Source organism: Arthrobacter sp. 9AX (assembly GCF_902506095.1).
In the GTDB taxonomy this organism is placed as follows: domain Bacteria; phylum Actinomycetota; class Actinomycetes; order Actinomycetales; family Micrococcaceae; genus Arthrobacter.
This window is the reverse complement of the sequence record NZ_LR733293.1, coordinates 3,443,457-3,468,021: the sequence shown is the minus strand read 5'-3', so window position 1 is coordinate 3,468,021 and position 24,565 is coordinate 3,443,457. Positions and strand designations below refer to the sequence as shown.

The window sequence follows — 24,565 nt, the reverse complement described above, 5'->3', positions numbered from 1 at the left end:
ATCAGGTTGGTGACACCCGGGTGAGGGGTGTGGTTCCGATGCCTGTGTGGATTCGTTCAGTGTTGTAGTGCTGGAGCCAGGGCGCAAGTGCTGTTTGGCGGTGGGTGCTGCTGGTGAAGATTTGACGGTAGGCCCATTCGGTTTGCAGGGTCCGGTTGAAGCGTTCTGCTTTGCCGTTGGTCCAGGGGCAGTGCGGTTTGATGAAGCGCTGGACTGCTCCGAGGTCTGTAACGGCCTTATGGAACGCGGCGGAGTTGCGGTAGGCGAAGGCGTTGTCGGTGATGACGCGTTCGATGCGGTGGATGCCGTTGACGGCGAAGTACTCTGCGGCGCGGGTGAGGAACTGGGCTGCGGTGACGCCCTTTTCGTCAGCAAGGACCTCGGCGTAGCCGATGCGGGTGTGGTCATCGATCGCGACGTGGACGTAGTCGTAGCCGATCCCGCGTCCCTTGACCTGCTCCGAGCGGCCATGGGCCCGCCAGCCGCCTCCTTCCGGGATGCGTCCGAGCTTCTTGACGTCCAGATGGACCAGTTCCCCGGGCCGGGCCCGTTCATACCGGTTGGTGGTTGTTCTGACAGCTCGGATAGGGGCACCTGTCAGCGGATCGCATTCCGCCAGCCGCGGAACCCCGTGCCGGTGCAGGATCCGCGACACGGTCCGGGCCGGGACGCCGGTGAGCGCCGCGATCCGCAGGGGCCCGAACCTGACACTGTGCCGGGCGGCCAGAACGGCTTGTTCACGTTCGGAACTCGTCCGGGTCGGTGTTGACCTCGGCCGGCTTGAGCGGTCCCGCAGCCCGGTATGCCCTTCGGTCCGGAAGCGTCTGACCCACCTGTATGCGGTCTGCCGGGAAACGCCTAGTTCTGCAGCGACATGAGCGACCGGACGGCCCGCGGCCACACGGTCAACGATCAGGCGTCTTCCATGAACTGTCAGACGGGCATTAACGTGGGACATGAGGACCTCTGAGCGCAAAGTGTGTGAACTAGACAGCTCCACTTAGCCCGGAGGCCCTCCCCGTTTTCAAGCCCTACATGTCAACAACGTCCCGGCTCAGTACACCCTAGCGCGTATCCAGGTCCTCGAACACCAGGAACGTCTGGGTATCCAGCACCCCCGGCATGGACTGCAGCTGGTCGAAGATGACCCGCCGCAGGTCGATATTATCCACGGCGCGGACCAGCAGGATCACGTCGAAGTCGCCGCCCACAAGGGCCACATGGTGCACCTCCGGGATGGCTCCCAGCTGGTCACGCAGCTCACGCCAGGCGTCCTGCTTCAGTTTCAGGGTCACGTAGGCGGACGATCGCAGCCCGGCCTTGATCGGGTCCACCAGCGCCGTGAACCGGGACAGCACCCCCTCTGAGGTGAGCCGGCCGATCCGCGTATAGGCGTGCGCCCGCGAGATGTGGACGTTCTCCGCCACCTGCGTGACGGACATCCGGCCGTCCCGGGTGAGCTCCGAAATGATCCTGCGGTCGGTCTCGTCCAGCGGGACAGGTTCGGTCCCCGGATCCCTCGTTGCCAATTTGTCTACGCACCCCTTCAGTAAGCTGGCTCACAATTGCAATTCGTCTTTCAGTCTAGGCAGAACTGCACAGCTTCTCCACGATTCCTCCTAGTGCTGGATACGAAAGCGGCTGTGGGCAGATACTGGGAAGGAATAGTGGCAACTGAAGGACGGAACCGATGACGATCTCCGCGAACCACACCGCACCGCACCAGGCAGGCACGGCGTCCGCTGAGGACGCCCTCACCGAAGCCGCTAAGAAGTTCGGCATCACGGCCGAGGACTACATGCTCCCCGCCCGGCACCAGATCGAGATGGTGGACCCGGAGGGCCGGCTCAAGCCCGAAGGTGAGCAGGGCACCGAACCCGGCCACGAATACCCCTTGCCCGGCGATGCGGAACTGCTGGCAGCGTACGAGCAGCTCGTCGTCGGCCGCCGCGTCAACGACCAGAACTCGGCCCTGGTCCGGCAGGGCCGCATGGCCGTGTACCCGTCCAGCCACGGCCAGGAGGCCTGCCAGGTGGCGGCCGCCCTGTGCCTGGCGAGCGGTGATTGGATGTTCCCCACCTACCGCGACGCCGTTGCCGTGATGACCCGCGGCGTGGACCCGGTGCAGGTGATGACCATCTTCCGCGGCGACTGGCACGGCGGGTTCGATCCCCTCAAGCACAAAGTGGGCATTCAGTGCACCCCGCTGACCACGCAGCTGCTGCACGCCGTTGGGGTGGCCCACGCCGCCAAGCTCCGCGACGAGGACACCGTGGTGCTGGCCATGTGCGGCGACGGTGCCACCAGCGAAGGCGACTTCCACGAAGCCCTGAACTTCGCAGCCGTCTTCCACCTGCCCGTCATCTTCTTCGTCCAAAACAACAAGTACGCCATCTCGGTGCCGCTGGCACACCAGTCCGTAGCGCCGTCGCTCGCGCACAAGGCCGTGGGCTACGGCATGGCCGGCGAACGCGTGGACGGCAACGACGTCGTCGCGCTCCTCGCCGTCCTGGACCGCGCCGTCGCACTTGCCCGCGGCGGTTCCGGCCCCCTGCTGGTGGAAGCCAACACGTACCGCATGCAGGCCCACACCAACGCCGACGACGACACCCGCTACCGCGAGAGCGCTGAAGTTGCCGAGTGGCGGGCCAAGGACCCGGTGCACCGGATGCGTGCCTACCTGACCGAACGCGGCCTGCTGGACTCCGCTGCCGAGGAACGGATCGCTGCCCACGCTGAGGAGGTGGCCGCTGCGCTGCGTGAAGGCCTCAGCGAGGACGTGCCGGTGGACCCGCAGGAACTCTTCCGCCACGTATTCGCCAAGCCCACGCCGCAGTTGAAGGAACAGTCGGTCCTGCTCGCCGACGAACTCGCCCGCGACGCGCCATCAATTGACTCGAAGGAGGCCGGCAAGTGAGCCCCACCATCACCACCTCGTCCGAGGCTAACGGCAATGTTTCCGCTGCCACCGCCAGGGCTGCCGCCTCGGCGGCAGCTTCTGCGGAAGCCGCCGGGCCGCAGTCCGTGACTCTTGCCAAGGCGTTGAACACCGCGTTGTTTGATGCCATGCAGGCTGATCCCTCCGTCCTGGTGTTCGGCGAGGATGTGGGCACGCTGGGCGGGGTCTTCCGCATCACCGACGGGCTCACCGCCACATTCGGCGAGCAGCGCTGCTTCGACACCCCGCTGGCCGAGTCCGGCATTGTGGGCATGGCCGTGGGCATGGCCATCAACGGGATGCGCCCGGTGATCGAGATGCAGTTCGACGCGTTCGCCTACCCCGCGTTCGAGCAGATCGTCAGCCACGTGGCCAAGATGCACAACCGCACCCGCGGCGCCGTGAAGCTGCCCCTGGTGATCCGCGTGCCCTACGGCGGCGGGATCGGGGGAGTGGAGCACCACTGCGACTCATCCGAGGCCTACTACGCCCACACCGCCGGCCTGAAGGTCTACACCCCGGCCACCGTGGCCGACGGGTACCGGATGCTCCGCGAAGCCATCGACTCGGACGATCCCGTGGTGTTTATGGAGCCCAAGAAGCTCTACTGGTCCAAGGACCTGGTGGATCTTTCGTCTCTGAGTGCTTCCTACGTGGAAGGCACGACGGCGGGACGCACCACCGAAGGCCGTGCCGCCGTCGCGCGTCCCGGCACGGACGCGACGCTGATCGCGTACGGCCCGTCAGTGCCTACCGCGCTCGCCGCCGCCGAGGCGGCCGCTCTGGAGGGGCGGTCGCTCGAGGTGATTGATGTTCGGACCATTGTGCCGTTTGATGATTCAACGGTGTGCGAGTCCGTACGGAAGACGGGGCGGGCCGTGGTGATCGCCGAGGCGCACGGGTTCGCATCCGTGTCCTCCGAGATCGTGGCCCGGGTGCAGGAGCGCTGCTTCCACCACCTCGCCGCTCCAATCCGCCGCGTCACAGGGTTCGACATCCCGTACCCGGCGCCCAAGCTTGAGAAGTATTACCTGCCCGGCGTGGACCGCATCCTCGACGCCGTCGACGACCTGCAGTGGGAGAACTGATTATGAGTGAAGCGCGCGTGTTTTTGTTGCCGGACCTGGGCGAGGGGCTGACCGAGGCGGAGCTGGTGTCCTGGCACGTGTCCGTTGGTGACACGATTTCTGTGGACCAGCCGATTGCCGAGGTGGAGACGGCGAAGTCCACTGTTGAGGTGCCTTCGCCGTATGCCGGGATTGTGGCCGAACTGCACGCTCAGCCGGGGGAGACCCTTGATGTGGGGAAGCCGCTGATCTCGGTGACGCCTCTGTTTTCTGGCACCGCCGCTCCGGAACCCGCCGCGGATGATGCCGCCGCTGGTGCCGCCCCCGCCGAGCCTGCGCAGCCGGTCGTCGAGCCTGCCGAGACGGAGCTCGCCGAGCCGGCGACCGCCAGCGCCGAGGCTGAGGCATACCGCGAAGAGGAAAAGGCCGGCTCCGGCAATGTCCTGATCGGGTACGGGACCCCGGGCGGGCACGCCGCTGCCAGGCGGACGCGGGCGCCCAAGTCCTCGGTGGCAGTGGCCGAACCGGTGGCGGCCAAGCCTACCGAGGACGACCTCACCCTCCTGCGCACCCGCGTTCCCGGCAAGCTCGGTGCCGTCATCTCACCGCTGGTCCGCCGGATGGCGCGGGAGCACGGCGTCAACCTCGGAGAGCTTCCCGGCTCCGGCGAGGGCGGCCTCATCATGCGCAAGGACGTCGAAGCAGCCATTCACCCGGTGGAACCAGCAGTTGAGCCTGTTGAGACTAAACCGGCCGAACCGGCACCTGCAACTTCCGGGACCGATGCCAGGACCGGACTTCCCATCGCTTCCCGCACGCCGGTAAGGGGAGTGCGGAAGGCCGTTGCCGCGAACATGACGCGAAGCCGGTCGGAGATCCCGGAGGCAACGGTCTGGGTTGACGTGGACGCGACGGCGCTGCTGGAGCTCCGCGAAGGACTCCAGGCCGGCGGCTCGAATGTCCCCGGCCTGCTCGCGTTCATTGCGCGTTTTGTCACGGCCGGGTTAAAAGAGTTCCCGGAGCTGAACACCCGGATCGAGACGGCGGGCGACGGGTCGCAGGAGATCGTCTCGTTCGACGGGATAAACCTCGGCATCGCTGCCCAGACCGACCGCGGGCTGGTGGTCCCGTCAGTCCGGGCCGCGGAGAAGCTGAGTGCCCGGGAACTGGACGCGGAGATCCGCCGGCTGACCGACGTCGCACGCCAGGGCAAGGCGACCCCCACGGAGCTGGGCAGCGGCACGTTCACGCTGAACAACTACGGAGTGTTTGGTGTGGACGGTTCTGCGGCGATCATCAACCACCCCGAGGTGGCCATCCTCGGCGTCGGCCGGATCATCGACAAGCCGTGGGTAGTCAACGGCGAGCTGGCGGTCCGCAAGGTCACCGAGCTGACCCTCACGTTCGACCACCGGGTCTGCGACGGCGGCACCGCAGCCGGCTTCCTCCGCTTCGTGGCGGATGCAATAGAAACCCCCACCACCCTCCTCGCCGACATCTAACTCCCCAACGCCCCCCACCCACCCCGACGCTCTCTCACTTGATGTCGGTTTAACTCAAACGCTCCATCACCTGATGTCGGTTTAACTCAAACGCTCGCTCAGTAGAAGTCGGGTTATCTCGAACGCCCGCTCACTCGATGCGGCAAACATGGGGAAGGCTACGGCGGCGGCCGCGTGCCGCCGTCGTACGCCCCTTGCGGGTGCCTTCCGGCCCGGCTGCCCCATTCCACGTTCTCGACGCGCATATTCTTGTCCGCCGCGCAGACGCTGACGAGACTCATATCCGGGTCGCGTCATCCGTTTTGCGCGTCGAGATGAAGTTTGCGCGTCGAAAAGCCTGGCCCACCGTCGGCTGACGAGTGCTCCACCGGGGGTCCGACAGGCTCAACCACCGCCCCTTCAGCCCCCTGCTTCGGGCGTAGCCTCGTTCCCCGTCATCAGTTGGTAATGCCGGAGGACCTGCGCCGGGGAAAGCTCGTGGCCGTAGATAGCCACCTTGCCCACGGCCCCCTCGAAGAACGACTCGAAGTCGCTGGTCCCGATGCGGAGGGGCGCGTGGCCGGGCCCCGGGGCGATCGGGTCGCCGTCCACGCTCAGATCGTCCTGGTCCCGCAGGACTCCATCTTTAAAGATCTTCGTGTAGCCGTTCGGGAACTCATCAGAGGTGGCGGTCCTGTTGATGACCAGGACGTAGTGGATCCATTCACCGGGCGAGACGGGGTCCTGGAAGTACGAACCGGCACCCAACCCGCCGGGGAGGTTGAAGTGGTAGCCCGAGATCCGGTTTTCCCTGTCCTCACGGTTGCCGGCAGAGTACATCCGGGCCACGTATTCGTACTGCTCGTTGTCCGCCTTGCCCAGCCAATGCACGTAGCCGGTGGCTTCCCTATCCCGGAAGGCCAGCGTGTCGGGGCGGATCCAGGCCTCGACGGTCAGCACGCCCGTGGTGGCGGGACGAAGGTCTGCAGCATCCGGTACCTCAAGGTACTCTTCGCCGCCGAAAGTGGCAGCCGCGGAACCATTGGGCAGTTCACCGGTCTCCCGCGCGGAACCTGAGTACCGGCCGTCATGGCCCGACCCCGTGATGTCCGGTTCGGTCCCGCCCCGGCCATTGGCCATGACCCAGTAGGCAACCGGCCCGTCCGCGAGGACTGCGGCATCGTACGCGTCCCCTTCGCCCGCGCGGGTGGGCCAAAGACTCGCGCATCCGCACAGCACGGCGAGGACGACGACGGCGAGGGGGGCCGCCGCCGTCGTCCATCCTTTTCCGCTTCCAACCACAGCGGAGACCTCAGCGCACCGACATGCTCAGCACCTGCGGAACCGGGCTTTGGTCCGATTCCCGGTAGCCGGTGATCTGCACGGGCCCTGCAGGGCCGTAGCGCCCGGTGCGGACCAGCGGGATTGAGCTGACCTGCTGGCCGTCGATGGTGACAGTGACAGCCCCGGCATCGACCACTATTTCTGCCCGGTGGCTGGCGGAGACCGGGAGTACCCCCTGTGCCAGCACCTTGGGTTCGGCCCCGTTCGCCTGGGCGATGGTGTAGCCGTTGGCCGTCACCGAAACGTCCACCTGTTGCGGGTCCTTGGTCAGCACCGTCAATCCGGTGACCATTCCCTCGTCAGCGGCCTTGAATCCGCCAAGGACGGCGTCCACGGTGTACCGGGTCCACAGCCCGGTCTTGAACGGGGCAAACAGGCGGCCCCCGTAGGCACCCGGGCCCGGGTCGAACGCCGTGCCGCCGCTGCTGTCCAGCGGCAACGTGGCAGGGGCCCCGCCGTAGGTGGTCCACTCGTCCGGCATGGAAAGGGGCTTGAGGCTTGACGGGCTGATGGGGCTCACCGCCAGGATGCGGTCCACGTAGGTGTTCAGCGAAACATCCGCCGTCATGTCCATGCGGTCCACGTTGCCCGCCGCGAGCTCACCCGGCCTGACAGCCATCACCTCATGGGGTGTATCGAGCATGGCGGCCTTGAACAGCGACTGGACCGACTCAGCGAGGACACCGTCCACGCCGGCAACCTCGGTGTGCGCTGAGAACGGGTAGGCAAAGAACTGCGGTTCCGGGAATCCACGCGCCACCAGCTGGTTCTTGGACTCCTGGAGGTCACCGGAAACGCGGGCCTGGAACTCGGCGGGTGTTTCGGTCCGGTTCTCTTCGGGCAGGTACTTAAGGTTGGTCAGGAAGGGGCCGGTGGTCCCGGCCGCGTCCGTGGGGATCTCAACATGCCCCAGGTGCGTGTGTGCCTGGATGTCCCACCGTCCGCTGGCCTGCATCCTGGTGAGTTCTGACCACGTTGCATAGTAGGGATTGCGGGTCCCGACGAACCCGGTGATGATGTACGCCACCGCACGCTGGTTGTTCCGCGCCAGGATCGGATCGGCGTACTGCCAGATGCCGTGTGCACCGTCGTCGAAAGTAATCTGCACCGAGTGCGGGGGCAACGGTTTGCCATCCAGCCAGTCGCTCAGCTGAGCAGCCGAAAGGGTCTGCCAGCCGGCGTCGGCCAACAGCTGCATCTGCGACGCGAAGGCCTCGGGCGTGATGGTGTACTCACTGCCGTTGTAGCCGATGTCATGGTAGGTCAGGACTATCGGACCCGCCTGCCCGCTGGTGGGCGCGGCCTTGAGCCGGGCAACAAGTTCCGCGTCCGACTGCGGCGCGGGGATATTGGTGAACTGCTGGAACACCTTGTCTGTGTAGTCGCTCAGTTCAGCTTGGCGCTCAGTGGCTGCCATCCATTGCCAGGCTGCCGGACCCACCAGGTAACTCAGCACGAAGCCCACCAGCACAAAGCTGACCAGGGCCGAGATGGCGCGCTGCTTAGTGTCCCTGGCCGGCTTCTGTGGAGTGGAGTTCGGCGCCGGCGCCGTGGCCTGGGTGCTCATCGGGTGCCCCATTTCGAATCGCGGATGGTCAACAGCGCATACGGCAGCTGTGCCACGAGGAGGGTGACGTAGAACAGCGAGAAGAAGATGCCCTTGTACCAGTCGGGTTCCCGCGTCTTCAGCCGGTAGTACAGGCCGTAGAAGAGGGCGACGGCGGCAACCCCGCCGAAGTACCAGACCGGCGGCGACAGCAGGAAATGCGGTGAGACCACGAGGGCGCGGAACACCACCTGCGGGGCGACGAACGGCAACAGGACGCCGAGGTAGTAGAACAGGGCCATCACGGGCGGCTTCCGCCACATGATCCTGACGGCCCGCATGGACTCGCGCAGCCAGCTCTTCTTCCAGCGGAGCTGCTGGCGCAGGAATTTGCCGAGCCTGTCCGGCACTGCCGTTTGTGCTTTGGCATCCGGTGCATAGAGGATCCGCCAGTTGGGAAGCAGGAAATTGGTGAGGCTGCGGTCATCTCCGTAGGTGCTCGGCTGGCCCAGGAATTTCTGCCCCACCCACGCTGCCGTGATGGGTTCGATGGCGCTGCGCCGGTACCCGGAGAAGCATCCTGAACAGCAGGTGACCGAGCCGAAAAGTGCCTCCGCGGACTTATAGACGCTGAAGGCGATGTAGTACTGCAGGGCCTGCATGCGGGTCAGCAGGTTGGTGCTTTTGTTGCTGACGTCGGTGTGCCCGCAGACAGCGCCGACTTCCGGGTCCTCGAAGTAGCGGACCAGGGACCGCACGGCGGCGGGTTCGATGATGGAGTCCGAATCGATGAACACCAGGATGTCCGCGTCCCGGGCGGCCTGCATCCCGGCAGCCATGACATGGCGTTTCCCGCGGTTCACGTCCGCCGCCACCACCAACAGATCGGGGTAGACGGCTTCCACGTCGCGGATCCGGTCCAGGGTCCCGTCCGTGGAGCAGTCATCCACCACCACCACCTGGATCAGGTGGTTGGGGTAGTCCACGGTGAGGCAGGAGCGGAGCGTGGCCGCGATGGCATCCTGTTCGTTGTACGCAGGCACGATGATCGCAACCGAGGGCAGGTAGGTTTGTGCCCCGGCGCTGAAGCCAGGGCGGTAGCGCCAGGCCAGGCCGAACCGGCCGAAGACGAAGATCAGCACCACAACGCTGTACGTGGCCCAGACGGGGGAGTCCACAAAGTGGTGCGTGGTCAGGGCCTTGAGCAGGCAGATCACCGCTACGATCGCCGTCAGGGCGAGGTAGAGGACTCCTCGTTCGATCCGCAGGGGGAAGCGCAGCTTCCGGGCTGGTGCGGCTTCCGCTCTTAACCCGGCGTCTTGTAACCCGCGAAGTAGACGGTCCTCGGCGCCGGGGCCTGCCGGGACCAATGGTTTGGCGGCGCGCGCCGCCACAGACTGCCGGCTCATCCTAGAGCCTGCTTACGTTGCTGCGTTCGGCCAACCGGTACGTGGTGTCCAGCACGGCCGGGGCATCCGCGAGCCAGTCGACGTCCATCCCGGAATGCCGTGTGTGCAGTATGACGAGGTCTGCGTTCCAGGCTTCCGGGGTGCTGACCGATTTCAGTTGCCCGCCGTGGCCGTCCGGGGCGGTGGGGCACCAGGGATCGTGGTAGGCAACCTCCGCTCCGTCGGCTATAAGTGCTGACATGATCTCCAGTGCCGGCGATTCGCGAAGGTCTTCGACGTTGGGTTTGTACGCCACTCCGAGGACCAGGACTCGAGATCCCGCGACGCCGTGGTTCTGGTCTGAGAGTATCCGCCGGGCCCGTTCCACCACTTTGAGGGGGCGGCCGGCAAGGCCAGCCATGGCATGCTCGATCAGCGGCGCTCCGACCCGTGCTTTGCGGAGTTGCCACAGCAAATAGTGGGGATCGCAGGGAATGCAGTGCCCGCCGGCACCCGGCCCTGGCGTGAAGGGCATAAACCCGTAAGGCTTGGTGGATGCCGCATCAATGACGTCAATGACCGAGAGGCCAAGTTCGTGGCAGATGTCCGCGAATTCGTTGGCCAAGGAGATATTCACGGCCCGGAAAGTGTTCTCTACGAGCTTAGTCATTTCCGCTACTTCTGCCGAGGGCACCGTGTGAATTAGATGGGCGCTGGCACTGAGTAGAGCGGCCGCTTTTTCTCCGCAGGCAGGAGTCATCCCGCCAACAACCCGGGGGACGTCTTCATGCGAATATGCGTCAACGCCGGGATTTATCCGTTCCGGGGAGAAAGCGATAAAGAGGTCGCGTCCGGGTAGTAGACCCTTGGCTTCGAGTGGAAGGGCGAGCAGATCGCGGGTGGACCCGACGTACGTAGTGGAGGTCAACATCAGGAGCTGGCCGGGCACAGCGAATTCCACCACGGAGGCGCAGGCCGACCTCAGGATGCCGAGGTCCGGGACCAGGTACGGATCCACGGGTGTGGGTACGCACACGATGACCGCCGCTGCATGCGCCAACTGGGAAAGGTCCGTACTCATCGTGAAATCCGGATCCTGCAAGGCTTTGGCCAAGCGCATGTTGTCTGATGGCAGGAGGTCGGCGTGCTGGGACCTGATGACCTCGAGCCGCTCTGCCGAGACATCGAGTCCGATCACTTTGCGGCCGGCGGAATTCATGGCCAGGGCGGTGGGCAGGCCCACATAGCCAAGGCCGAGGATGGCGATGTCAAAGGGGAAAGTGGTGTCTGTCAGCTCCACAGCAGCGGCGCCTTGATGCGAGGTCTCTGGACCTGCGGCGGCTTGGCGATCCGTCGCCTGACAGTGGAAGCTGTTGTCCGAAATTGGGCGTGCAGCAGTATTGGTTTTCGGTGTCATATTCTCTACCCCTATGACTGATGCAGACGGGTCCGCTGTTTCATATGGCGGGCAAATTGGCAGTTTTTTCTGCGCTTGCCCTTGGTGAGCTAAGAACACCACGGCCTCTGTACGCGGGGCACGAGTAGTTGTTACGCGATTACAGGTGATGAGGACACAGTAATTACTCACAATCGGAGTAAGCAGACTACTTGCTCCATCGATGTGGCAATTGACATACCCGCCGGCGGTTTTACTTTGACTCCATTGGGCAGGAACCTTGGAAACCAATTTCTCCGCATCGAAGGAAACTGCAAGCTTTGGACAAATGGTTTCCCCAGCATCGTCCCGTTATCTTCGCCAGCATGACCACTTGCTCAGCGCTTCTCTGCACCAACCCCGGCACGTCATTCGTGATGGTGATGCAGACTTCCACTGCTGACTATCACGACGTTTACGTTTGCGATGAGCACAGGGTCCTGATGGATGCCGGCTGCCCGTGGGACATGCACGGGCGCCACATCCTGATAGGCCAGGACATGGCGCCACCGCTGAAGGAATGGTCTGCCCGGCCGTGCGGAGGGGCTGAGGGCTTTACGCTCACCCTGAGATTCGCGGGCGAAACCGAGCCGGTGGACGCTTTCCTGGTTCCAACGGAGGCCAGGAGGCTGGCAGCGTTCATCTATTCAACCTATGGCGAGCATTGAGCAGTATGGCGGCGGCCGGACTCCACGTTCTCGACGCGCATAGTCGTGTCCGACGCGCAGAGACGGTGGCGCTCCCCAGATCCGGGTCGCGTCACCGTCTTTGCGCATCGAGAATGAGGTTGCGCGTCGAAAAGGTTGGCACCCTGTCCGCAGGCAACGGCCCCGCCGGGGTCTCGACAGGCTCAGCCACCGGCTGCGGCGGGAGTACGACGGCGGCCGCGCGCCGCCGTCGTACGGGTTCCGACAGGCTCAGCCACCCGCTGATCCCGGGAACTCCAAGAGTGGGTGGGTACAATCGACGCCTAGACGAACGAACACTGCTTTGCCGGAGGTACGGAGAAACAATGTCGGAATGGCTCGAAGTCGGCGCGAACAACTACATGCTGGTCACTGAAGGATCGTTGCTGAACACCGGATTGATCGTGGGATCCGAGCGGGCCATGGTGATCGATACCGGCTGCGGCCCACGGCAGGGGCAGGAGATCCTGGACGCGGTGCGGGAGAAGACCCACCTCCCGCTCGTCGTCGTTAATACCCACGCCCACTACGACCACTTCTTCGGGAACGCTACGTTCGCTTCGGCGGGCGTCACCGAATTCTGGGCCCACGAGAACTGCGCCAGGGAGATCGACGAGCGCGGGGACCTGCAGCGCCGCTTCGTGGGCACGCTGGAACCGGAGATGTCCACCGGCGAAGGCGAGAACGTGGAGCTCGTGGTCCCCAACGCCATCGTGAAAGACCAGCCGGTGCTGGTTGACCTCGGCGGGCTGACCGCCACCCTGTTCTACCTGGGCCGCGGCCACACCGACGGCGACCTTCTGGTGGGCACCCCCACCACCCTGTACGTGGGTGACCTCGTGGAGCAGGGCGCCCACCCGTCCTTCGAAGACTCGTACCCGGAGGAGTGGGCGGACGCGCTCCGGCACATCTCGTCGCTGCGCCACCGCTATGAGTTCCTGATCCCGGGCCACGGAAAGCCGTGCAGCGACCAGTTCGTCAAGACCATGGCGAACACCATGACCACTGCGGTGCGCCAGGCACGCGGGTCCATCCGCGACACCCCGGATGATGCCACGAAGGCCATCCCCGTTCTGCCTTACGGGCCGGAGCAGTCGCGCTGGTTCATCAAGCGGCTGCAGGAAACGCGCCGGGAGCGCTAAGGCCCGTTTGCGCCTGGTCCGCTTTGGCGTCGGCTGCCAGCAGGGCATCGAGCTCGGCGGACTGATGTGCCTGAAAGGCCTTGTCCGCGTTGGCGTTCGTGCTGGCGAGTATCGGTATGTCAAGGCTGGCGTTGCATCCCCGACAGCGGATCTCGTCTGTCCATACCCAGCTGTAGGCCGGGTGTAGTTCCTGGATCCGTTGCATCGCTGTGGTGATTACTGCAGTCCTTGCTGCAAAGTGGGCTGCGTCTTCGTTGCTGAGGCCGCTGCCAATTTCGATGTCGATGCTCATCGTGACCTCTTTCGTCGTTCCCCCCGATGGTGCAGTTGACAGTAATGCGTGATTGGCGGCTAAGGAACTACCCGAAGGTAACATTTTTCTAACCCTTCAACCCGGGCCTTCCGAGACGATTCAGCAGGGCGCGCCGAGGCTGCTGGAGCGCTCACCCGCCAACGCGCAACCTCCAGCGGCCCGACTGCCGGGACGGCTTAGAGGCTTGTGTTGGTTTCCGGCCAGACGAAATCCTTGAACCCCAAGGACGGGCTGGAACCCTTGGTGCTGTTGCCGGCCGCGGCGCCGCGGGTCCTTGCGTCTTCCGGATCTTCGGCGATGTCCGGCAACGGCTCATCCGGCCAGTCCGTCACTTTGAAACGGGACGGCCCGGTGCCGCTTTGTGCCTTCCTGGCCCTGGCTTCCGGGGGCCGGGCACTCTTTTCCGAGCCCGACCCTGATGTTTTTCGCGCACCCGTTTGCATGACTTTTGCTGCCCCCAGCCTTCAGTCCTGTGCGGGCCGTACTGCCCGCTGTTCCCAGGCCTTTAACCTACCGGCTGCGTGCCTGCCAGTCACTAGTGAACGCGTCTCCAAACACCAGGGCCGGACGCCGCAGGAACGCGACGTAACCGACGGAGGCGAGTGCCGCCGTCGTACGCTTGCAAGAAACCTTGGGAAAAACTGAGACTGGCAGCTCAGTTTCCAGAGGTCCGACTAGTAGCGTCACAGTGTGATTACTTGCTCGGTGCTTCGCTGCACGAATTTCGGGTCAGAATTCCTGGCGGGCAGGCAGGGCCCGGACTCCAGCCCTACGGAGGCGTACGTCTGCGCGGAGCATATAGGCCTCATTAATTCCGGTGCCCTCTGGGACATGCAAGGGCGCGATGTACTGCTGGGACAGGATGTAGCCCCGGCTCTGGAGAGCTGGTCCGTACGTCAAAGCGCCGGATCGGACGGGTTCACCCTGACCCTTGAGCTTTCAGGCAAGATCAGGCCCGTAGAACTTTTCCTTACGCCACCCCAAGCGGTAGCCCTTGCGGTGTCTCTGGCCGCCAACAGCGAGTGACGGCACTTCCGTCCAGTAAGGCCGATCATCCACGGGCCGCGGTCCCGGGGACCGCTGGCACGGGAGCACATGTTCAAACCCTGGCCCCCAGGGACTACGGGCACGGCCAACCTCTCAGTCCCCGGCTGACTTCATTTCGATGAGCTGAATGAGGTTGCCGCAGGTGTCGTCGAAGACCGCCACGACAGCGACGCCGACATCGGTAGGCGGCTGGGTGAACACCACGCCCCTGCTGACCAGCCGGGCGTGCTCGGCCTCGATGTTGTCCACGGCGAACTGGGCCAGTGGGATGCCGTCTTCGGCGAGGGCTTCCCGGTACGGCTTCACGGCGGGGTGGGCTGAAGGCTCCAGAAGCAGCTCGGGACCTTCAGGCGCTTCGGGCGAGACAACTGTGAGCCAGAAGTCGTCACCGAGCGGGATGTCGTGCCGCTTCGTGAAGCCGAGCACGTCGGTATAGAAGGCGAGGGCTGCCCGCTGGTCGTCAACAAATAGGCTCGTCAGGGCAATTTTCATGGTGGGGTCGTCTTTCTGCTGGGCCATCGACCGGTGATTTCGGAGAGGGGATCGCGGTTGAAGAAGTGAAACTTGGCGCGGCCGCGGCGCTCCGTCACCACGAGGCCGGCCGACTCGAGCACGCCGAGGTGCTGTGAGATCGCCTGGCGCGTGAGGCTGAGGCCATGGCGCATCGTGAGCACGGAACAGATCTCGAACAGGGTCTGGCCGTCGCGTACTGACAGTTCGTCAAGGACGAGGCGCCTGGTCTCATCATCCAGAGCCCGGAAGACATCGACCACGAACACACTATAGGCAAGTGACGGCTTGCATATCAAGACCTTCCACGGCCGCACTGAGCGGCAGCAAGGTGAGATGTTCGACGGCGGCCGTGCGCCGCCGTCGAACGCCCGCCAACGGTGCCAAAGACGACACCAAAGATTAACCTGCATGTCCTTGCACCCCGAGCGGTTGATCATCCACACTTGCATCAGATCCGCAGGAATTGTTCCGCCGATCCAGACCGCCGGCCACCGCCGGCCCCGCCCCATGAAAATGCCGGGCACCCCCTCCAAGCACAGCTTTCAGCCTCCCCGGGCATGCCTGGCCGGACGGCGCGTGCCTGCCGGATGTACCGGCCTCATCCCCAGAGAAAGTAGCCACGATGATTAAGCGCCATTCTGACGTCGTCCTGGAAATCACCGCCTACGACTCCCACACCGTTGAAAACGACCTCAATGCGGCCGTGGACATGGTCCGCCAGTACGCCATGCAGGAGGGCCGCCACGGAATCATGGTCACCCAGCACGGCTATACGAGCTACACCGTGGCCGTCAGCCGTGACGTCCCCTACGGCCAAACACACGAACGCCGGGAGCCCGGCACGGGAAGGTGAGATGTTCGACGGCGGCCGCGCGCCGCCGTCGCACGCCTTGTCTTCTCAGTTCCGCAGCGCCCTGATACCCGCTTCGCGGACGACGGCCCGGTAGTAGCCCTTGGCATAGCCTTCGGCCGTCGGGTGGAAGTTCACGCCGCCCAGTGGGTCCCTCTCGTCGAAAACGAACCAGGGATGGGGTGAGCCGATACCGTGCCCTTCGAATACGTCGGTGACATCGACATACACGGTCCCGGGAGACTTCCTGGCTGCATCCCTGATGACCTTGTTCAGAATGTCCGTGCCTTTGTTGAAGACCTTGGCGGCTTCGTCGGCGAAGTACGGGTTGTCCGCGAATTCAGGGGAGAACAGGTGCGGATACCCCAGGGCCACGATTGTGGCCCTCGGTGCCTTGGCGCGGATGGCCGCGTAGGCATCGGTCAGGGCCGGGCGGACCTCAGTGTTCGCGATAGTTTCCGCAACCTTGATGGCCGCCTTGCAGTCCTTCACCGTCTTGGTCAGGCAGGCGTCGAGAATGTCCAGGAATTTGACGTCGTTGCCGCCGGCGGTGAGGGTGACCAGGTCCGTTTCTTCGTTCAGCAGCCCGGCGTCCGACGCCACCTGAATCTGGGCGGGCACCATGGCGGCGGTCCAGCCCGAGCATGCGGCGTTGGCCGTGAGCTCGACGTCGGCCCGCGCGTCCAGCACGTCCACATAGCCCGGTGACGCCTGGTAACACGGCTCGGGATTCTCCGGATCAACAGGGTAGAGCGGGGAGACGCCGACGTTCGGGGCGCCGATGCCTGAGGTGTAGGAATCTCCCAAGGCTACGTAATCGAGCGGTCCGGAGTCGTGTGCAGCTGCCGGCGCGGCCAGCGAGCTGGCCAACACTCCGGCGACAACCACGGCCAGTGCTCCAAAGCGGGTCCGCCTGTGAACGGAGGGCTTCTTCATGATTCTTCTCCCGGCTCTTCTTATGGTGTGTCGCGGCAACCGCCGGCCCCTTATGTGGGACGGCCCTCCCAGATCTACTGCCCGCGGCGTTACTGCAGCGTCACCGGCCGGGCTCAAGAACAGCGTGGCCCCAGGGCTGGGGCCGGTATGATTTGCCGGGTGACGAGGAACGGCGGGGGACCCAGCATCACCAAGCAGGAGTGGATCAAATATGCGGCACTTTTTGTGCTGGCGGTAGCCGCCTTCGGTGTGGCAGCTCTGGCGCTGATGGGTCCACGCGGCCCGGTTGAAGCCGTCTCGGCGCGGGCAAGCACTGTGGCTGCCACGCCCACTGCTACCGCGTCCCCCGCTGCGACACCCATCCCCACGGCCACTGCACCCGCCCAGCAGCTTAAGATTCAGCTGCCTGCCAAACCCGTGGTCCTGATTCTTGGCGATTCATACACTGCCGGGGACGGTGCAGCCCGGCCGGACCAGGGATGGGCCTACGTTGTGGCCGGGGAACTTGGATACCCCACCAACATCGAGGGCCTGGGCGGAACCGGGTTCGCCTGGGGCGGCGGGGCGCAGGACGAGCTCAATGGTGAGTACGAAACGCGTTTGCGGGAGATCGCTGCCGACCCCGCCTTCGTGCCCAATGTCCTCATCCTCCAAGGCGGACAGAACGACTCCGCGATCGCCAGCCTGGAGGAAGTCCGGGCCGCCACGGCACAGACCATTGAGGCGGCCCGCAGGTTCTGGCCCGGCGTTCAGGTTGTGGTGCTGGGACCGTCGGCGCCGCAGCCCCTAGCCGAAGAACTGCGCTCCGTGAACAGCGCCGTCCGTGCCGGTGCCGCCGCTGCCAACGCTCCCTTCATCGACGCGGTGGAAAGTAACTGGTTCACCGCTGCCAACAGCCCGGGCTTCGACGCCGACGGCGCACATCCGAACACCGCCGGCCACGCTTACCTCGCGGAGAAGTTCCTGGAGTCCTGGCGCAGCTTGACCCAGTAAGCCGGCAGCGCCCCACACCGGATGGCATGAATTGACATTCCCGCAGGTCAATGATGGGTTAGGGGAATCGATGCTTGGGGGAGCGTCGTCGATATTCCTCCACATCGTCGCCTTCGGTTAACCGGCCGGCAGCGACATCTACCCTGGGGGGAAATCATGGTTGCAGTCAAAGAAGTGTCTTCGGAACCAAAAAACCGGACGGCCAAAGCACCGAAAATCCGCGCCATCCTGGCTGGTGGCCTGGTTCTCGGAATTGGCGCGGCCGTCACCCTGGCAGCGTGGAATGATTCCGAATTCGCCAGGGGAACATTCACCGCGGGCGACTTCAATCTTGAGGGCAGCACCGACGGCGCAGCCTTCGCCGATCACGACGATCCAGCGACCCCGGCAACCCTCGGCTTCACCGTGGCCCCGGACAACATGGCGCCCGGGAATGTGGTTGTGGCGCCCTTCGCAGTCAGGTTGGATGACGCGTCCAGTGTTGACGCCCGTGTCACCGTGTCCACGGAGGGATCAACGGGTGCCCTGACCGGGTTGACCTATTCGATCACCCAGTCCACCGATTTCGGATGCGGCGAACCCGTCACCGCCACCCCGGTGGCGGCCGGGCAGGAACTCGGAACGACGCCGCCCAATATCACCTTCCCGCTGCCCGCGGGGGCCGGCGCAAATCCGGGCGCCGCTGTGAACCTCTGCTTCAGGATCACGGCCGACGACAACCTGGTACGGGACCAGACCGGAACCACAACGTGGGAATTTGCTGCCGAATCGCAGTAAGCCATGGGCAACCGACGAGCAAAGACCGGTCGCGAAGCGGCTGCCTTGCGAGTGCGGGCTCTCCTGGCAGGAGCGCTGGTATTGGGACTGGGCGGTTCCGTAACGATGGCTTCGTGGACGGACAGTGACTATGCCACAGGTTCGTTCGGGGCAAGTACCTTCAAGACCGAATCCAACGTCACCAAACCCTACGACGCCGCTGGCAGCTGGAGCGCCAATGACATCGCGCCGGGTACTGCCCTGGTGTTCAACGCTTCATCGATGAGTCCCGGCACCACGGTGTACGCGCCGTTTGCCATCCGGACCACAGCAAACTCTGTGGCAGGCGAGGTGGTTCTTGGCTCTCCGTCGGTGGCCAGCAGCGGAATGGGCGACGCCGAACTGGGTGCCGCCCTGCGCTACCGCGTGGTTCGTTCCGCCACATGCGATGCGTCGGCGTTCACGGGGTCGCCCGCTTTTGTGGTGGGTGCAGACGCTGCCAAGCCTTTCACCGCGGGCCAGCCGGCCGGCGTCGTAAATTCACTCCAGGCTGCAACAGCGACCTTGCCGGGGGCACCTACGCAGTTTTGCTTCGAGGTGACCCTCCCGGTGGGTGCGAGCAACGCACTGCAGGGCCAGACGGCAACGGCAACCTGGCAGTTCACTGCCACCTCCAGCTCATGAGCCGCCGGTCAGCCGCGGGCCACCTGCGGGAAATCCTGCTGAACACCGCGGCAGCGGGAGGCGCCGTCTGCATCATCGCCGTGATCTGCGCGCTGCTGTTCGACGTCTCCCTGATCCTGTTCAAAACGGGGTCCATGGCTCCCGGTATCCCCGCCGGATCGCTGGCTGTGGTCCGTGGGATCCCGGCCGGTGAGATCAACGTGGGGGATGTGGTGACCGTCGACAGGCGCGGCAAGCTGCCCATCACCCACAGGGTCCAGACACTGGAGCCAGCCGAGGGGGCGGCGCGGGTGATCACCATGAAGGGCGACGCGAACCAGCAACCGGATCCGGCGCCTTACGTGGTGGAGCACGTGCGGTTGGTCCTCTGGTCCGCGCCCGGGCTCGCCTACCCTGTGGCTGCGGCCGCCCACCCGCTGGTCCTCGGCGGTACGACGGTGGCCGTGTCCGCACTGGTGACATGGGGTCTGTGGCCGCGCCGGAAGTCCGGTGAGCATGTTGCGGCCTGACCGGGGTCCGGTGCTGGGGCTGATTTTGACGTTCGGCCTGAGCGGCTTCGGGGTGCCCGCCGTTGCGGCGTCGGAGGTACCATCCGGCTGGTTGGAAGTTACCGCAGGGCCGGGGAACGCGATGCACAACCTCGCTCCTGGGGGCAGTGCGCAGTGGCCGGTGGACGTCCAAGTCCCGGGCGAGCGGGCCACCATACTGCAGGTGGCCCTGCACTCAGGATCTGCTGCTTCCGGCTCGCTGCGGAACTTCCTCAGCGTGGAGGTCCGGGCCTGCTCCGAGCCATGGGTCCAAGGCCAATGCGGTGTGGGGGAGAGGCTGCTGCTGGGGCGCACGCCGCTGAGCGCTGCGGAGGGTTTGCAGGCGAGTCTTCTGGAACCCGGGTCCGCCGATGCTGACAGTGCACATGTGGTGCTGACTGTCTTTCTGGCCGACGACGTTCCCGCGGAGGTGCAGGGGAGCAGCACGCAGATCACCGTGGGCGTCCATGGCTCAGGGGACGACGCCGGGACAGGACTCACTGACGGCGCCGGGCCTGGGAGCCTCCCGGGAAAGCCGGCCGGACCGCCGTCGAACAGCCTGGCTGATACCGGGGCCAGGCTGGGAGGCTTCGCGCTCCTCGGTCTGCTGGCTGTGGCCGTGGGCTTTGGACTGGCTCGTCTGCGGGCATCATGAGTATGCCCAGGAAAACGCTGTTGCCTGTTTTGGCCGCGTCGCTCGCGGTGGTGCTGTCGGCGTCGGCTCCTCCTGTGGTGACCGATGCTGCGTGGCAGGATCCTGACCTCGCCACCGGCAGCTTCGCGGCCCTCACCGTCCCAGCCCCGACCCTCAACGGCCAGTGTAGGTACGACGCCAACATTCTCGGGCTCGGCGCATACGTGCGGATCCTCTGGAAGCCGCCCGCGGGCTACGACATCACCAGCGCCGAACTGCTGGCTTCTACCAGCGGCCTGGGTTCGCTTCTTGCGCCGCTCACCGGATTCTCACTCACCGCGAAGACAACAGGGTCTCCCGCCACGGGGTACGTCACCGACGTACCGGTCAACTTGTTGGGCGGCCTTCTTGGCCTTGGCAGTGAACTTGAACTTGCAATCGTCACTAAGCACGATGGGTGGACGTCCAGGAGTGCTGCTGTAGCCACAAACGCCGGGCTTATTGTGGGCCTCGGCGCCAACTGTCGGAACCTTCCACCGGTGGCCTAGCGTTGCCGGCGGCCAAGGCCGCGACGAAGTGTCCGCACCGCCGTTGCTGCCTACGCCAGCGCCATCGGGCAATCTGCCGGCCTTCCTTGCGGGCCGTCAGAACGTTACGCGGCCGGCTCCGACGACGCCATCCACACTGCCCGCGAAACCTCATGGGCGACCGGGACGTCCTGGTGCTCGGCGCAGCGGACGTCGGCAATCAGTGCGCCGCCGACGTCGTCCTTTCGATAATGCGTCACGTGGTTCGTGTTCCTGCCGCACGTGCCGCAGGGAGCCCGGTGCTGTTTAGTCCACATGCATGAATAGTACGGTTGCCGCTGTTTCACGGAAGTAAATCTCTGGAAACGTGTGGGACTCCGCAGCGTCCATTCGTGTCACCTGCAAAGGTGCCGATTCCGCGTCTCTATCAACCTTTGGAGGTAGCGCCCCAACACCAGTTTCTCCACCAAACGCCCTATTGGTCCGAACGGAGCCACGAACTCGATACGATCCACCATGGTGGTTCCCGCTGAATCCTGGCTGAATTCATGAACATGCCGGGCCCGCTGGAACGGACCCTTAACCTGCTCGTCTACGAAATAGTTGGGTATCTGCATCTCGGTGATCCGGCTCGTCATCTGAAGCGGGATGCCGAAATGCCAAGCGCGCCAGGTCACTTCTTCGCCCAAGGAGATGAGACCGGACGTCACGCCACCTATCGCCTCTTCATGAGACTGCATCATGGAGTCCTTGTGGACGTCGATGCTCCGGGCCAGGTCAAATAGCTCCGATTGGGCATCTCCGTCCGCGTTCTGCACTCGAAATAGACGACCATCGTCAGAGTATCGCAGCTCCTTCAGTCTCGACTTGAATCGTGCGAGTTTCAGAATGCCCTAAGCAGAGCGTCCACGGCATGGATTGCCGATCCAGGAATCCTTCACGAGGACGGGAAACCCGGACTGGGCGACCCGGAACGGGACATCGTCGAGCGAGGTCCCCGGCCGCCGTAGTCAACGGTCAGAGATTAGCTAGGGACTATGGAATCAAAGTTTGTACGTAATGACTGGATCGCTTGGAGGAAAGCGAACGATTATTTCGATTCCGAGTACACCGTCGGATGGCAGGTGCTTCATTCGGACGATCCGGGGAAGGTACTTGACGAAGACGAGGTGCAGTAGTCGTGGCGCCCCTCACTCCTGCTTCCGCACTTTTTGAATGCCCATACAGCAGGTGAAGTTTGCGCAGTCAGCTTTTGCAGGCGACAACTTCAGCAAAACCTCTTTACTAGCCCCGGACCCGTTATTAGTATTCATAATCCGGATGGGCGCCGGGGGGCGTCCGGAGAGGGGGAATGCATCGAGGCTGTTCTAAAACAGAAGACACATGACCACTACGTAGAAAGCCCCTCCTCAGGAGGGGCTTTCTCCCTGTCCGGCAGAACAGGAAATCAAGTACGACGGCGGCAGGTCGCCGTCGTACTTTCTTGCCTACTTCGCGTAGGTGGCGAAGTTTTGGGTGGCCACCAGCTGCGCGCCGTACGGGGAGCCCGCCGAAAGCCGGGCCGAACCGAAGCCGAAGTCGGTCAGGCCGGCGTTGAGCATGTTGGCGTTGTGGCCGGGGGAGGCCTTCCACGCGGCGAAGAGCGCATCGGCGTCGGCGTTGACGGCGATGTTCTCGGCGGCACGGGTCCAACCGGACGGGATCTGCGCGGACGCGTCGGGGTTGTGACGGAAGCCCGCGCTGCCCTGGGCGTTGATGTCCCGCATCATGGTGTTCGACCAGTTCTGCGCCACGGATTCGAGCCCGGCGTTGTAGCGCAGCGGGGCGAGGCCGTTGGCCAGCCGGTACTGGTTGATGAGATCGAAGGAGCGCTGGGCCACCGCGTTGGACGGCGCGCTGCCGCCGGCCGGAGCCGCGGGAGCCGGAGCGGGTGCCGGTGCCGCCGGCGCGGGTGCCGCCGGCGCGGGTGCCGCCGGCGCGGGTGCCGGAGCTGCAGGGGCTGCCGGAGGCGGGGCGGGTGCTGCGGCCGCGGGAGCGGGAGCCGGCGCCTCAACCTGGGCAGGCTCTTCGGCAGGAGCCGGGTCCTCAACGGGGGCAGCCGCGGCCGGCGTTTCGGGATCTGCGGCGGGAGACGACGCCGGCGCGGCAGCGGAAGCAGACGCTGACGGAGCAGCGGAGGCCAGGGGCGAGGCAGATGCGGACGGCTGCGCAGCAGCAGGGGACTGGGCGTTGGCGGCGATCCAGTTCCACCAGCCGAACGGCCAGGAGCTGGCGCCGGCAGGAGCGGAACCTGCGGTCAGCAGCCCGCCGGCCAGGACCACAGTGATCAAAAGGGCAGCGAGATGTCTTTTGTCTTTTAACACCCGGAGAACAGTACCTACTGCCTACGCCACACCCCGCATCGTGTGATTCTGCCCACTTCATAGAGGATCTGGCCGGCAATGGCGCTATGGCGGCCGACGGCGGGTGCCCGGCTGTGCCGGGCTGGCTAATGCTTCCGCGGGGCCCGCGTACGGAAAAGCGCCGCCGTGCCCGCGGCCAGTCCCAGTACTCCGGCGCCGAGGCCGACGATGCCGAGCGTGCTGTCCGCGGCGGGGGTGGTTGCTGATACCGGGGCCGCCTCGGCCAGGGGTGCGGCGTGGCCGTGTCCCGCCTTTTCCTCGGTGGTGGTGAAGGCGGGTGCCGGGTGCTCGGGTTCAGCCTGGCCGGGTGTTTCCGTGTCGTCCCACGTCACCACCGTGCCGTCCGAATACCACTGGGTTGCCGGCAGTTCCACGGTGGTGCCGGCCGCGGGGAGCTTGCCGACGGAGATCGAGAAGGTCTGGTATTCGTGCTGCCCCAGCTGGTGGGCGGCGTCGGCTGTCCACGTGACGGTCGAGGCTGCCTTGGTGATGGTGGCACCGTTGACGGTCACCGGTGATGGCAGGGCCGCCTCGGTGATCTCGGCTGTCCAGCCTTCCATCGGCTTGACGGAGACCGAGGTGAACGGCGTCCCGGTGGGCAGGGCCACGGCGATCCTGGTGGTCTTGGCCGTGGCCGACTCGTTGGGGACCTTGAAGGTCAGCTGCGAGTAGCCGCCGGCAGAGGGCGACGACGGGTCCACACTGACGTGCGCGGACGCGGTGCCTGCGCCAACCAGCAGGAGCCCGGCTGCCGCGGTGAGTGCGGTGAAGGTCCCGGCGGTGCGGGTGCGTGCAGTTGCCATGGGAATTGCCTTTCAGTTGGCCGCGCGGAGTCGTGGCGACGGCGGCGCAAGGGTCAGGGGGTTTTCTTCAGGTGTACTTCGAGGATGTAGGTGGTCTGTCCGGCGCGTTGCCTGATCCGTGGCAGATGTTCCGCCGCCAGCCAGGGCAGCACTCCGGACGGATCGCGGTCCCGGGTGCCCTCGCGCACGGCGACCTCGAGGTCCAGGGCCAGGGAGGCGAGCCGTTCCGCACCCACCTGCAGGCTGGCGGCCTTGAGGCTGAGTACTGCATCGATGGCGCCCGCGAGGTCGCCCGTGGTCAATGCTCCCCGGAGCTTGTCTATCCTCGGCGGGAGGGCGGCGATGAAGTTGCGGACGAATACCCGCCAGACTTCGTCATAGTCATCGAAGTCCGCGCGCAACTTGTCCAGCACTGCATGGTCCAGGAGGGGTCTGGTGGAGTCCTGGCCGCTCAGCACGGGTGTTTTCGCGCCGGTTCCGGGGCCGCCCGGGGTGCGCGGCGGTGCAGTGATAGCTGTCATGGAAGTGACGGTACGGACTGCATGTTGGGGGA

At 65.0% G+C, this 24,565-nt stretch carries 28 protein-coding genes; 12 read left to right on the top strand and 16 right to left on the bottom strand.

From position 1 onward, the window contains the following. Position 1: 1 nt before the first annotated feature. Both BACI348_RS16040 and BACI348_RS16035 read right to left on the bottom strand, forming a co-directional pair. Positions 2–958, bottom strand: a complete 957-nt coding sequence (locus BACI348_RS16040) for an IS481 family transposase (RefSeq protein WP_159827614.1) — start codon at positions 956–958, stop codon at positions 2–4. Positions 959–1,064: 106 nt separating this feature from the next. Beyond that, entirely contained in the window at positions 1,065–1,529 is a 465-nt protein-coding gene (locus BACI348_RS16035; RefSeq protein WP_159827611.1) for an Lrp/AsnC family transcriptional regulator, read from the bottom strand. A gap of 161 nt (positions 1,530–1,690) precedes the next feature. Here BACI348_RS16035 and BACI348_RS16030 point away from each other — a divergent pair, with 161 nt between their 5' ends. From BACI348_RS16030 to BACI348_RS16020, 3 genes are read left to right on the top strand one after another with little or no spacing between them, the layout of a single operon-like run. Beyond that, complete coding sequence (locus BACI348_RS16030; RefSeq protein ID WP_159827608.1) at positions 1,691–2,917, top strand: thiamine pyrophosphate-dependent enzyme; 1,227 nt, start codon at positions 1,691–1,693, stop codon at positions 2,915–2,917. After that, the gene (locus BACI348_RS16025; RefSeq protein ID WP_159827605.1) at positions 2,914–4,026 is read left to right on the top strand and encodes an alpha-ketoacid dehydrogenase subunit beta; all 1,113 of its coding nucleotides are present in this window, start codon (positions 2,914–2,916) and stop codon (positions 4,024–4,026) included. Before BACI348_RS16030 ends, BACI348_RS16025 begins: the two co-directional genes overlap by 4 nt. Positions 4,027–4,028: 2 nt before the next feature. Beyond that, positions 4,029–5,507 (top strand): dihydrolipoamide acetyltransferase family protein, encoded by a 1,479-nt coding sequence (locus BACI348_RS16020; protein WP_159827602.1) that lies wholly within the window; start codon positions 4,029–4,031, stop codon positions 5,505–5,507. A gap of 399 nt (positions 5,508–5,906) precedes the next feature. On the opposite strand, the gene BACI348_RS16015 is transcribed toward BACI348_RS16020, so the two are convergent. From BACI348_RS16015 to BACI348_RS16000, 4 genes are read right to left on the bottom strand one after another with little or no spacing between them, the layout of a single operon-like run. After that, on the bottom strand, positions 5,907–6,788 hold the full coding sequence (locus tag BACI348_RS16015; RefSeq protein WP_159827599.1) for a LamG-like jellyroll fold domain-containing protein: 882 nt from the start codon (positions 6,786–6,788) through the stop codon (positions 5,907–5,909). 10 nt (positions 6,789–6,798) lie between these two features. Beyond that, positions 6,799–8,397, bottom strand: coding sequence for a polysaccharide deacetylase family protein (locus BACI348_RS16010; RefSeq protein ID WP_159827596.1), 1,599 nt, complete (start codon positions 8,395–8,397; stop codon positions 6,799–6,801). Further along, a complete protein-coding gene (locus BACI348_RS16005) occupies positions 8,394–9,785 on the bottom strand; it encodes a glycosyltransferase family 2 protein (protein ID WP_159827593.1) in 1,392 nt (463 codons plus the stop codon). The genes BACI348_RS16010 and BACI348_RS16005 overlap by 4 nt, the downstream gene beginning before the upstream one ends. A gap of 1 nt (position 9,786) precedes the next feature. Continuing rightward, the gene (locus BACI348_RS16000; protein WP_236557590.1) at positions 9,787–11,064 is read right to left on the bottom strand and encodes a nucleotide sugar dehydrogenase; all 1,278 of its coding nucleotides are present in this window, start codon (positions 11,062–11,064) and stop codon (positions 9,787–9,789) included. A gap of 461 nt (positions 11,065–11,525) precedes the next feature. Here BACI348_RS16000 and BACI348_RS15995 point away from each other — a divergent pair, with 461 nt between their 5' ends. Both BACI348_RS15995 and BACI348_RS15990 read left to right on the top strand, forming a co-directional pair. Continuing rightward, on the top strand, positions 11,526–11,867 hold the full coding sequence (locus tag BACI348_RS15995; protein ID WP_159827571.1) for a hypothetical protein: 342 nt from the start codon (positions 11,526–11,528) through the stop codon (positions 11,865–11,867). A 344-nt stretch (positions 11,868–12,211) separates the two neighbouring features. Further along, entirely contained in the window at positions 12,212–13,027 is an 816-nt protein-coding gene (locus BACI348_RS15990) for an MBL fold metallo-hydrolase (protein WP_159827568.1), read from the top strand. Here BACI348_RS15990 and BACI348_RS15985 read toward each other — a convergent pair. The 4 genes from BACI348_RS15985 to BACI348_RS15970 all read right to left on the bottom strand — a co-directional run bounded on the left by BACI348_RS15985 (position 12,993) and on the right by BACI348_RS15970 (position 15,160). Then, positions 12,993–13,319, bottom strand: coding sequence for a hypothetical protein (locus BACI348_RS15985; RefSeq protein ID WP_159827565.1), 327 nt, complete (start codon positions 13,317–13,319; stop codon positions 12,993–12,995). The two genes, BACI348_RS15990 and BACI348_RS15985, sit on opposite strands and share 35 nt — an antisense overlap. 197 nt (positions 13,320–13,516) lie before the next feature. Next, positions 13,517–13,672, bottom strand: coding sequence for a hypothetical protein (locus tag BACI348_RS15980; RefSeq protein ID WP_159827562.1), 156 nt, complete (start codon positions 13,670–13,672; stop codon positions 13,517–13,519). Between the two features lie 808 nt (positions 13,673–14,480). Beyond that, the gene (locus tag BACI348_RS15975) at positions 14,481–14,879 is read right to left on the bottom strand and encodes a VOC family protein (protein WP_159830209.1); all 399 of its coding nucleotides are present in this window, start codon (positions 14,877–14,879) and stop codon (positions 14,481–14,483) included. Continuing rightward, complete coding sequence (locus BACI348_RS15970) at positions 14,876–15,160, bottom strand: ArsR/SmtB family transcription factor (protein ID WP_201298437.1); 285 nt, start codon at positions 15,158–15,160, stop codon at positions 14,876–14,878. Before BACI348_RS15970 ends, BACI348_RS15975 begins: the two co-directional genes overlap by 4 nt. Before the next feature lie 362 nt (positions 15,161–15,522). On the opposite strand from BACI348_RS15970, the gene BACI348_RS15965 reads away from it, so the two are divergent. After that, positions 15,523–15,753, top strand: coding sequence for a hypothetical protein (locus tag BACI348_RS15965; RefSeq protein WP_159827559.1), 231 nt, complete (start codon positions 15,523–15,525; stop codon positions 15,751–15,753). Positions 15,754–15,798: 45 nt separating this feature from the next. Here the strand turns inward: BACI348_RS15965 and BACI348_RS15960 are convergent, their stop codons facing one another. Further along, entirely contained in the window at positions 15,799–16,686 is an 888-nt protein-coding gene (locus BACI348_RS15960; protein ID WP_159827556.1) for an SGNH/GDSL hydrolase family protein, read from the bottom strand. A gap of 159 nt (positions 16,687–16,845) precedes the next feature. Here BACI348_RS15960 and BACI348_RS15955 point away from each other — a divergent pair, with 159 nt between their 5' ends. From BACI348_RS15955 to BACI348_RS15930, 6 genes are all read left to right on the top strand, one after another. Further along, on the top strand, positions 16,846–17,679 hold the full coding sequence (locus BACI348_RS15955) for an SGNH/GDSL hydrolase family protein (RefSeq protein WP_236557589.1): 834 nt from the start codon (positions 16,846–16,848) through the stop codon (positions 17,677–17,679). Positions 17,680–17,853: 174 nt separating this feature from the next. After that, the gene (locus tag BACI348_RS15950) at positions 17,854–18,456 is read left to right on the top strand and encodes a SipW-dependent-type signal peptide-containing protein (protein WP_236557588.1); all 603 of its coding nucleotides are present in this window, start codon (positions 17,854–17,856) and stop codon (positions 18,454–18,456) included. Between the two features lie 3 nt (positions 18,457–18,459). Further along, positions 18,460–19,119, top strand: coding sequence for a SipW-dependent-type signal peptide-containing protein (locus tag BACI348_RS15945; RefSeq protein ID WP_268892355.1), 660 nt, complete (start codon positions 18,460–18,462; stop codon positions 19,117–19,119). Next, positions 19,116–19,628 carry a signal peptidase I gene (locus tag BACI348_RS15940; RefSeq protein ID WP_159827544.1) on the top strand — a complete coding sequence of 171 codons (513 nt, stop codon included), beginning with the start codon at positions 19,116–19,118 and terminating at the stop codon, positions 19,626–19,628. Before BACI348_RS15945 ends, BACI348_RS15940 begins: the two co-directional genes overlap by 4 nt. Beyond that, complete coding sequence (locus BACI348_RS15935) at positions 19,609–20,301, top strand: hypothetical protein (RefSeq protein WP_159827541.1); 693 nt, start codon at positions 19,609–19,611, stop codon at positions 20,299–20,301. The genes BACI348_RS15940 and BACI348_RS15935 overlap by 20 nt, the downstream gene beginning before the upstream one ends. 20 nt (positions 20,302–20,321) lie before the next feature. After that, positions 20,322–20,828, top strand: a complete 507-nt coding sequence (locus BACI348_RS15930) for a hypothetical protein (protein ID WP_159827538.1) — start codon at positions 20,322–20,324, stop codon at positions 20,826–20,828. 104 nt (positions 20,829–20,932) lie between these two features. On the opposite strand, the gene BACI348_RS20920 is transcribed toward BACI348_RS15930, so the two are convergent. From BACI348_RS20920 to BACI348_RS15910, 5 genes are all read right to left on the bottom strand, one after another. Beyond that, the gene (locus BACI348_RS20920; RefSeq protein ID WP_268892354.1) at positions 20,933–21,067 is read right to left on the bottom strand and encodes a hypothetical protein; all 135 of its coding nucleotides are present in this window, start codon (positions 21,065–21,067) and stop codon (positions 20,933–20,935) included. A gap of 135 nt (positions 21,068–21,202) precedes the next feature. Continuing rightward, positions 21,203–21,625, bottom strand: a complete 423-nt coding sequence (locus BACI348_RS15925; RefSeq protein WP_328699971.1) for an SRPBCC family protein — start codon at positions 21,623–21,625, stop codon at positions 21,203–21,205. 669 nt (positions 21,626–22,294) lie between these two features. After that, positions 22,295–23,128, bottom strand: a complete 834-nt coding sequence (locus tag BACI348_RS15920; RefSeq protein ID WP_236557721.1) for a CAP domain-containing protein — start codon at positions 23,126–23,128, stop codon at positions 22,295–22,297. Positions 23,129–23,295: 167 nt separating this feature from the next. Further along, entirely contained in the window at positions 23,296–24,012 is a 717-nt protein-coding gene (locus BACI348_RS15915) for a YcnI family copper-binding membrane protein (protein ID WP_159827532.1), read from the bottom strand. 53 nt (positions 24,013–24,065) lie between these two features. After that, the gene (locus BACI348_RS15910; protein WP_236557586.1) at positions 24,066–24,533 is read right to left on the bottom strand and encodes an Hpt domain-containing protein; all 468 of its coding nucleotides are present in this window, start codon (positions 24,531–24,533) and stop codon (positions 24,066–24,068) included. Positions 24,534–24,565: the final 32 nt, after the last annotated feature.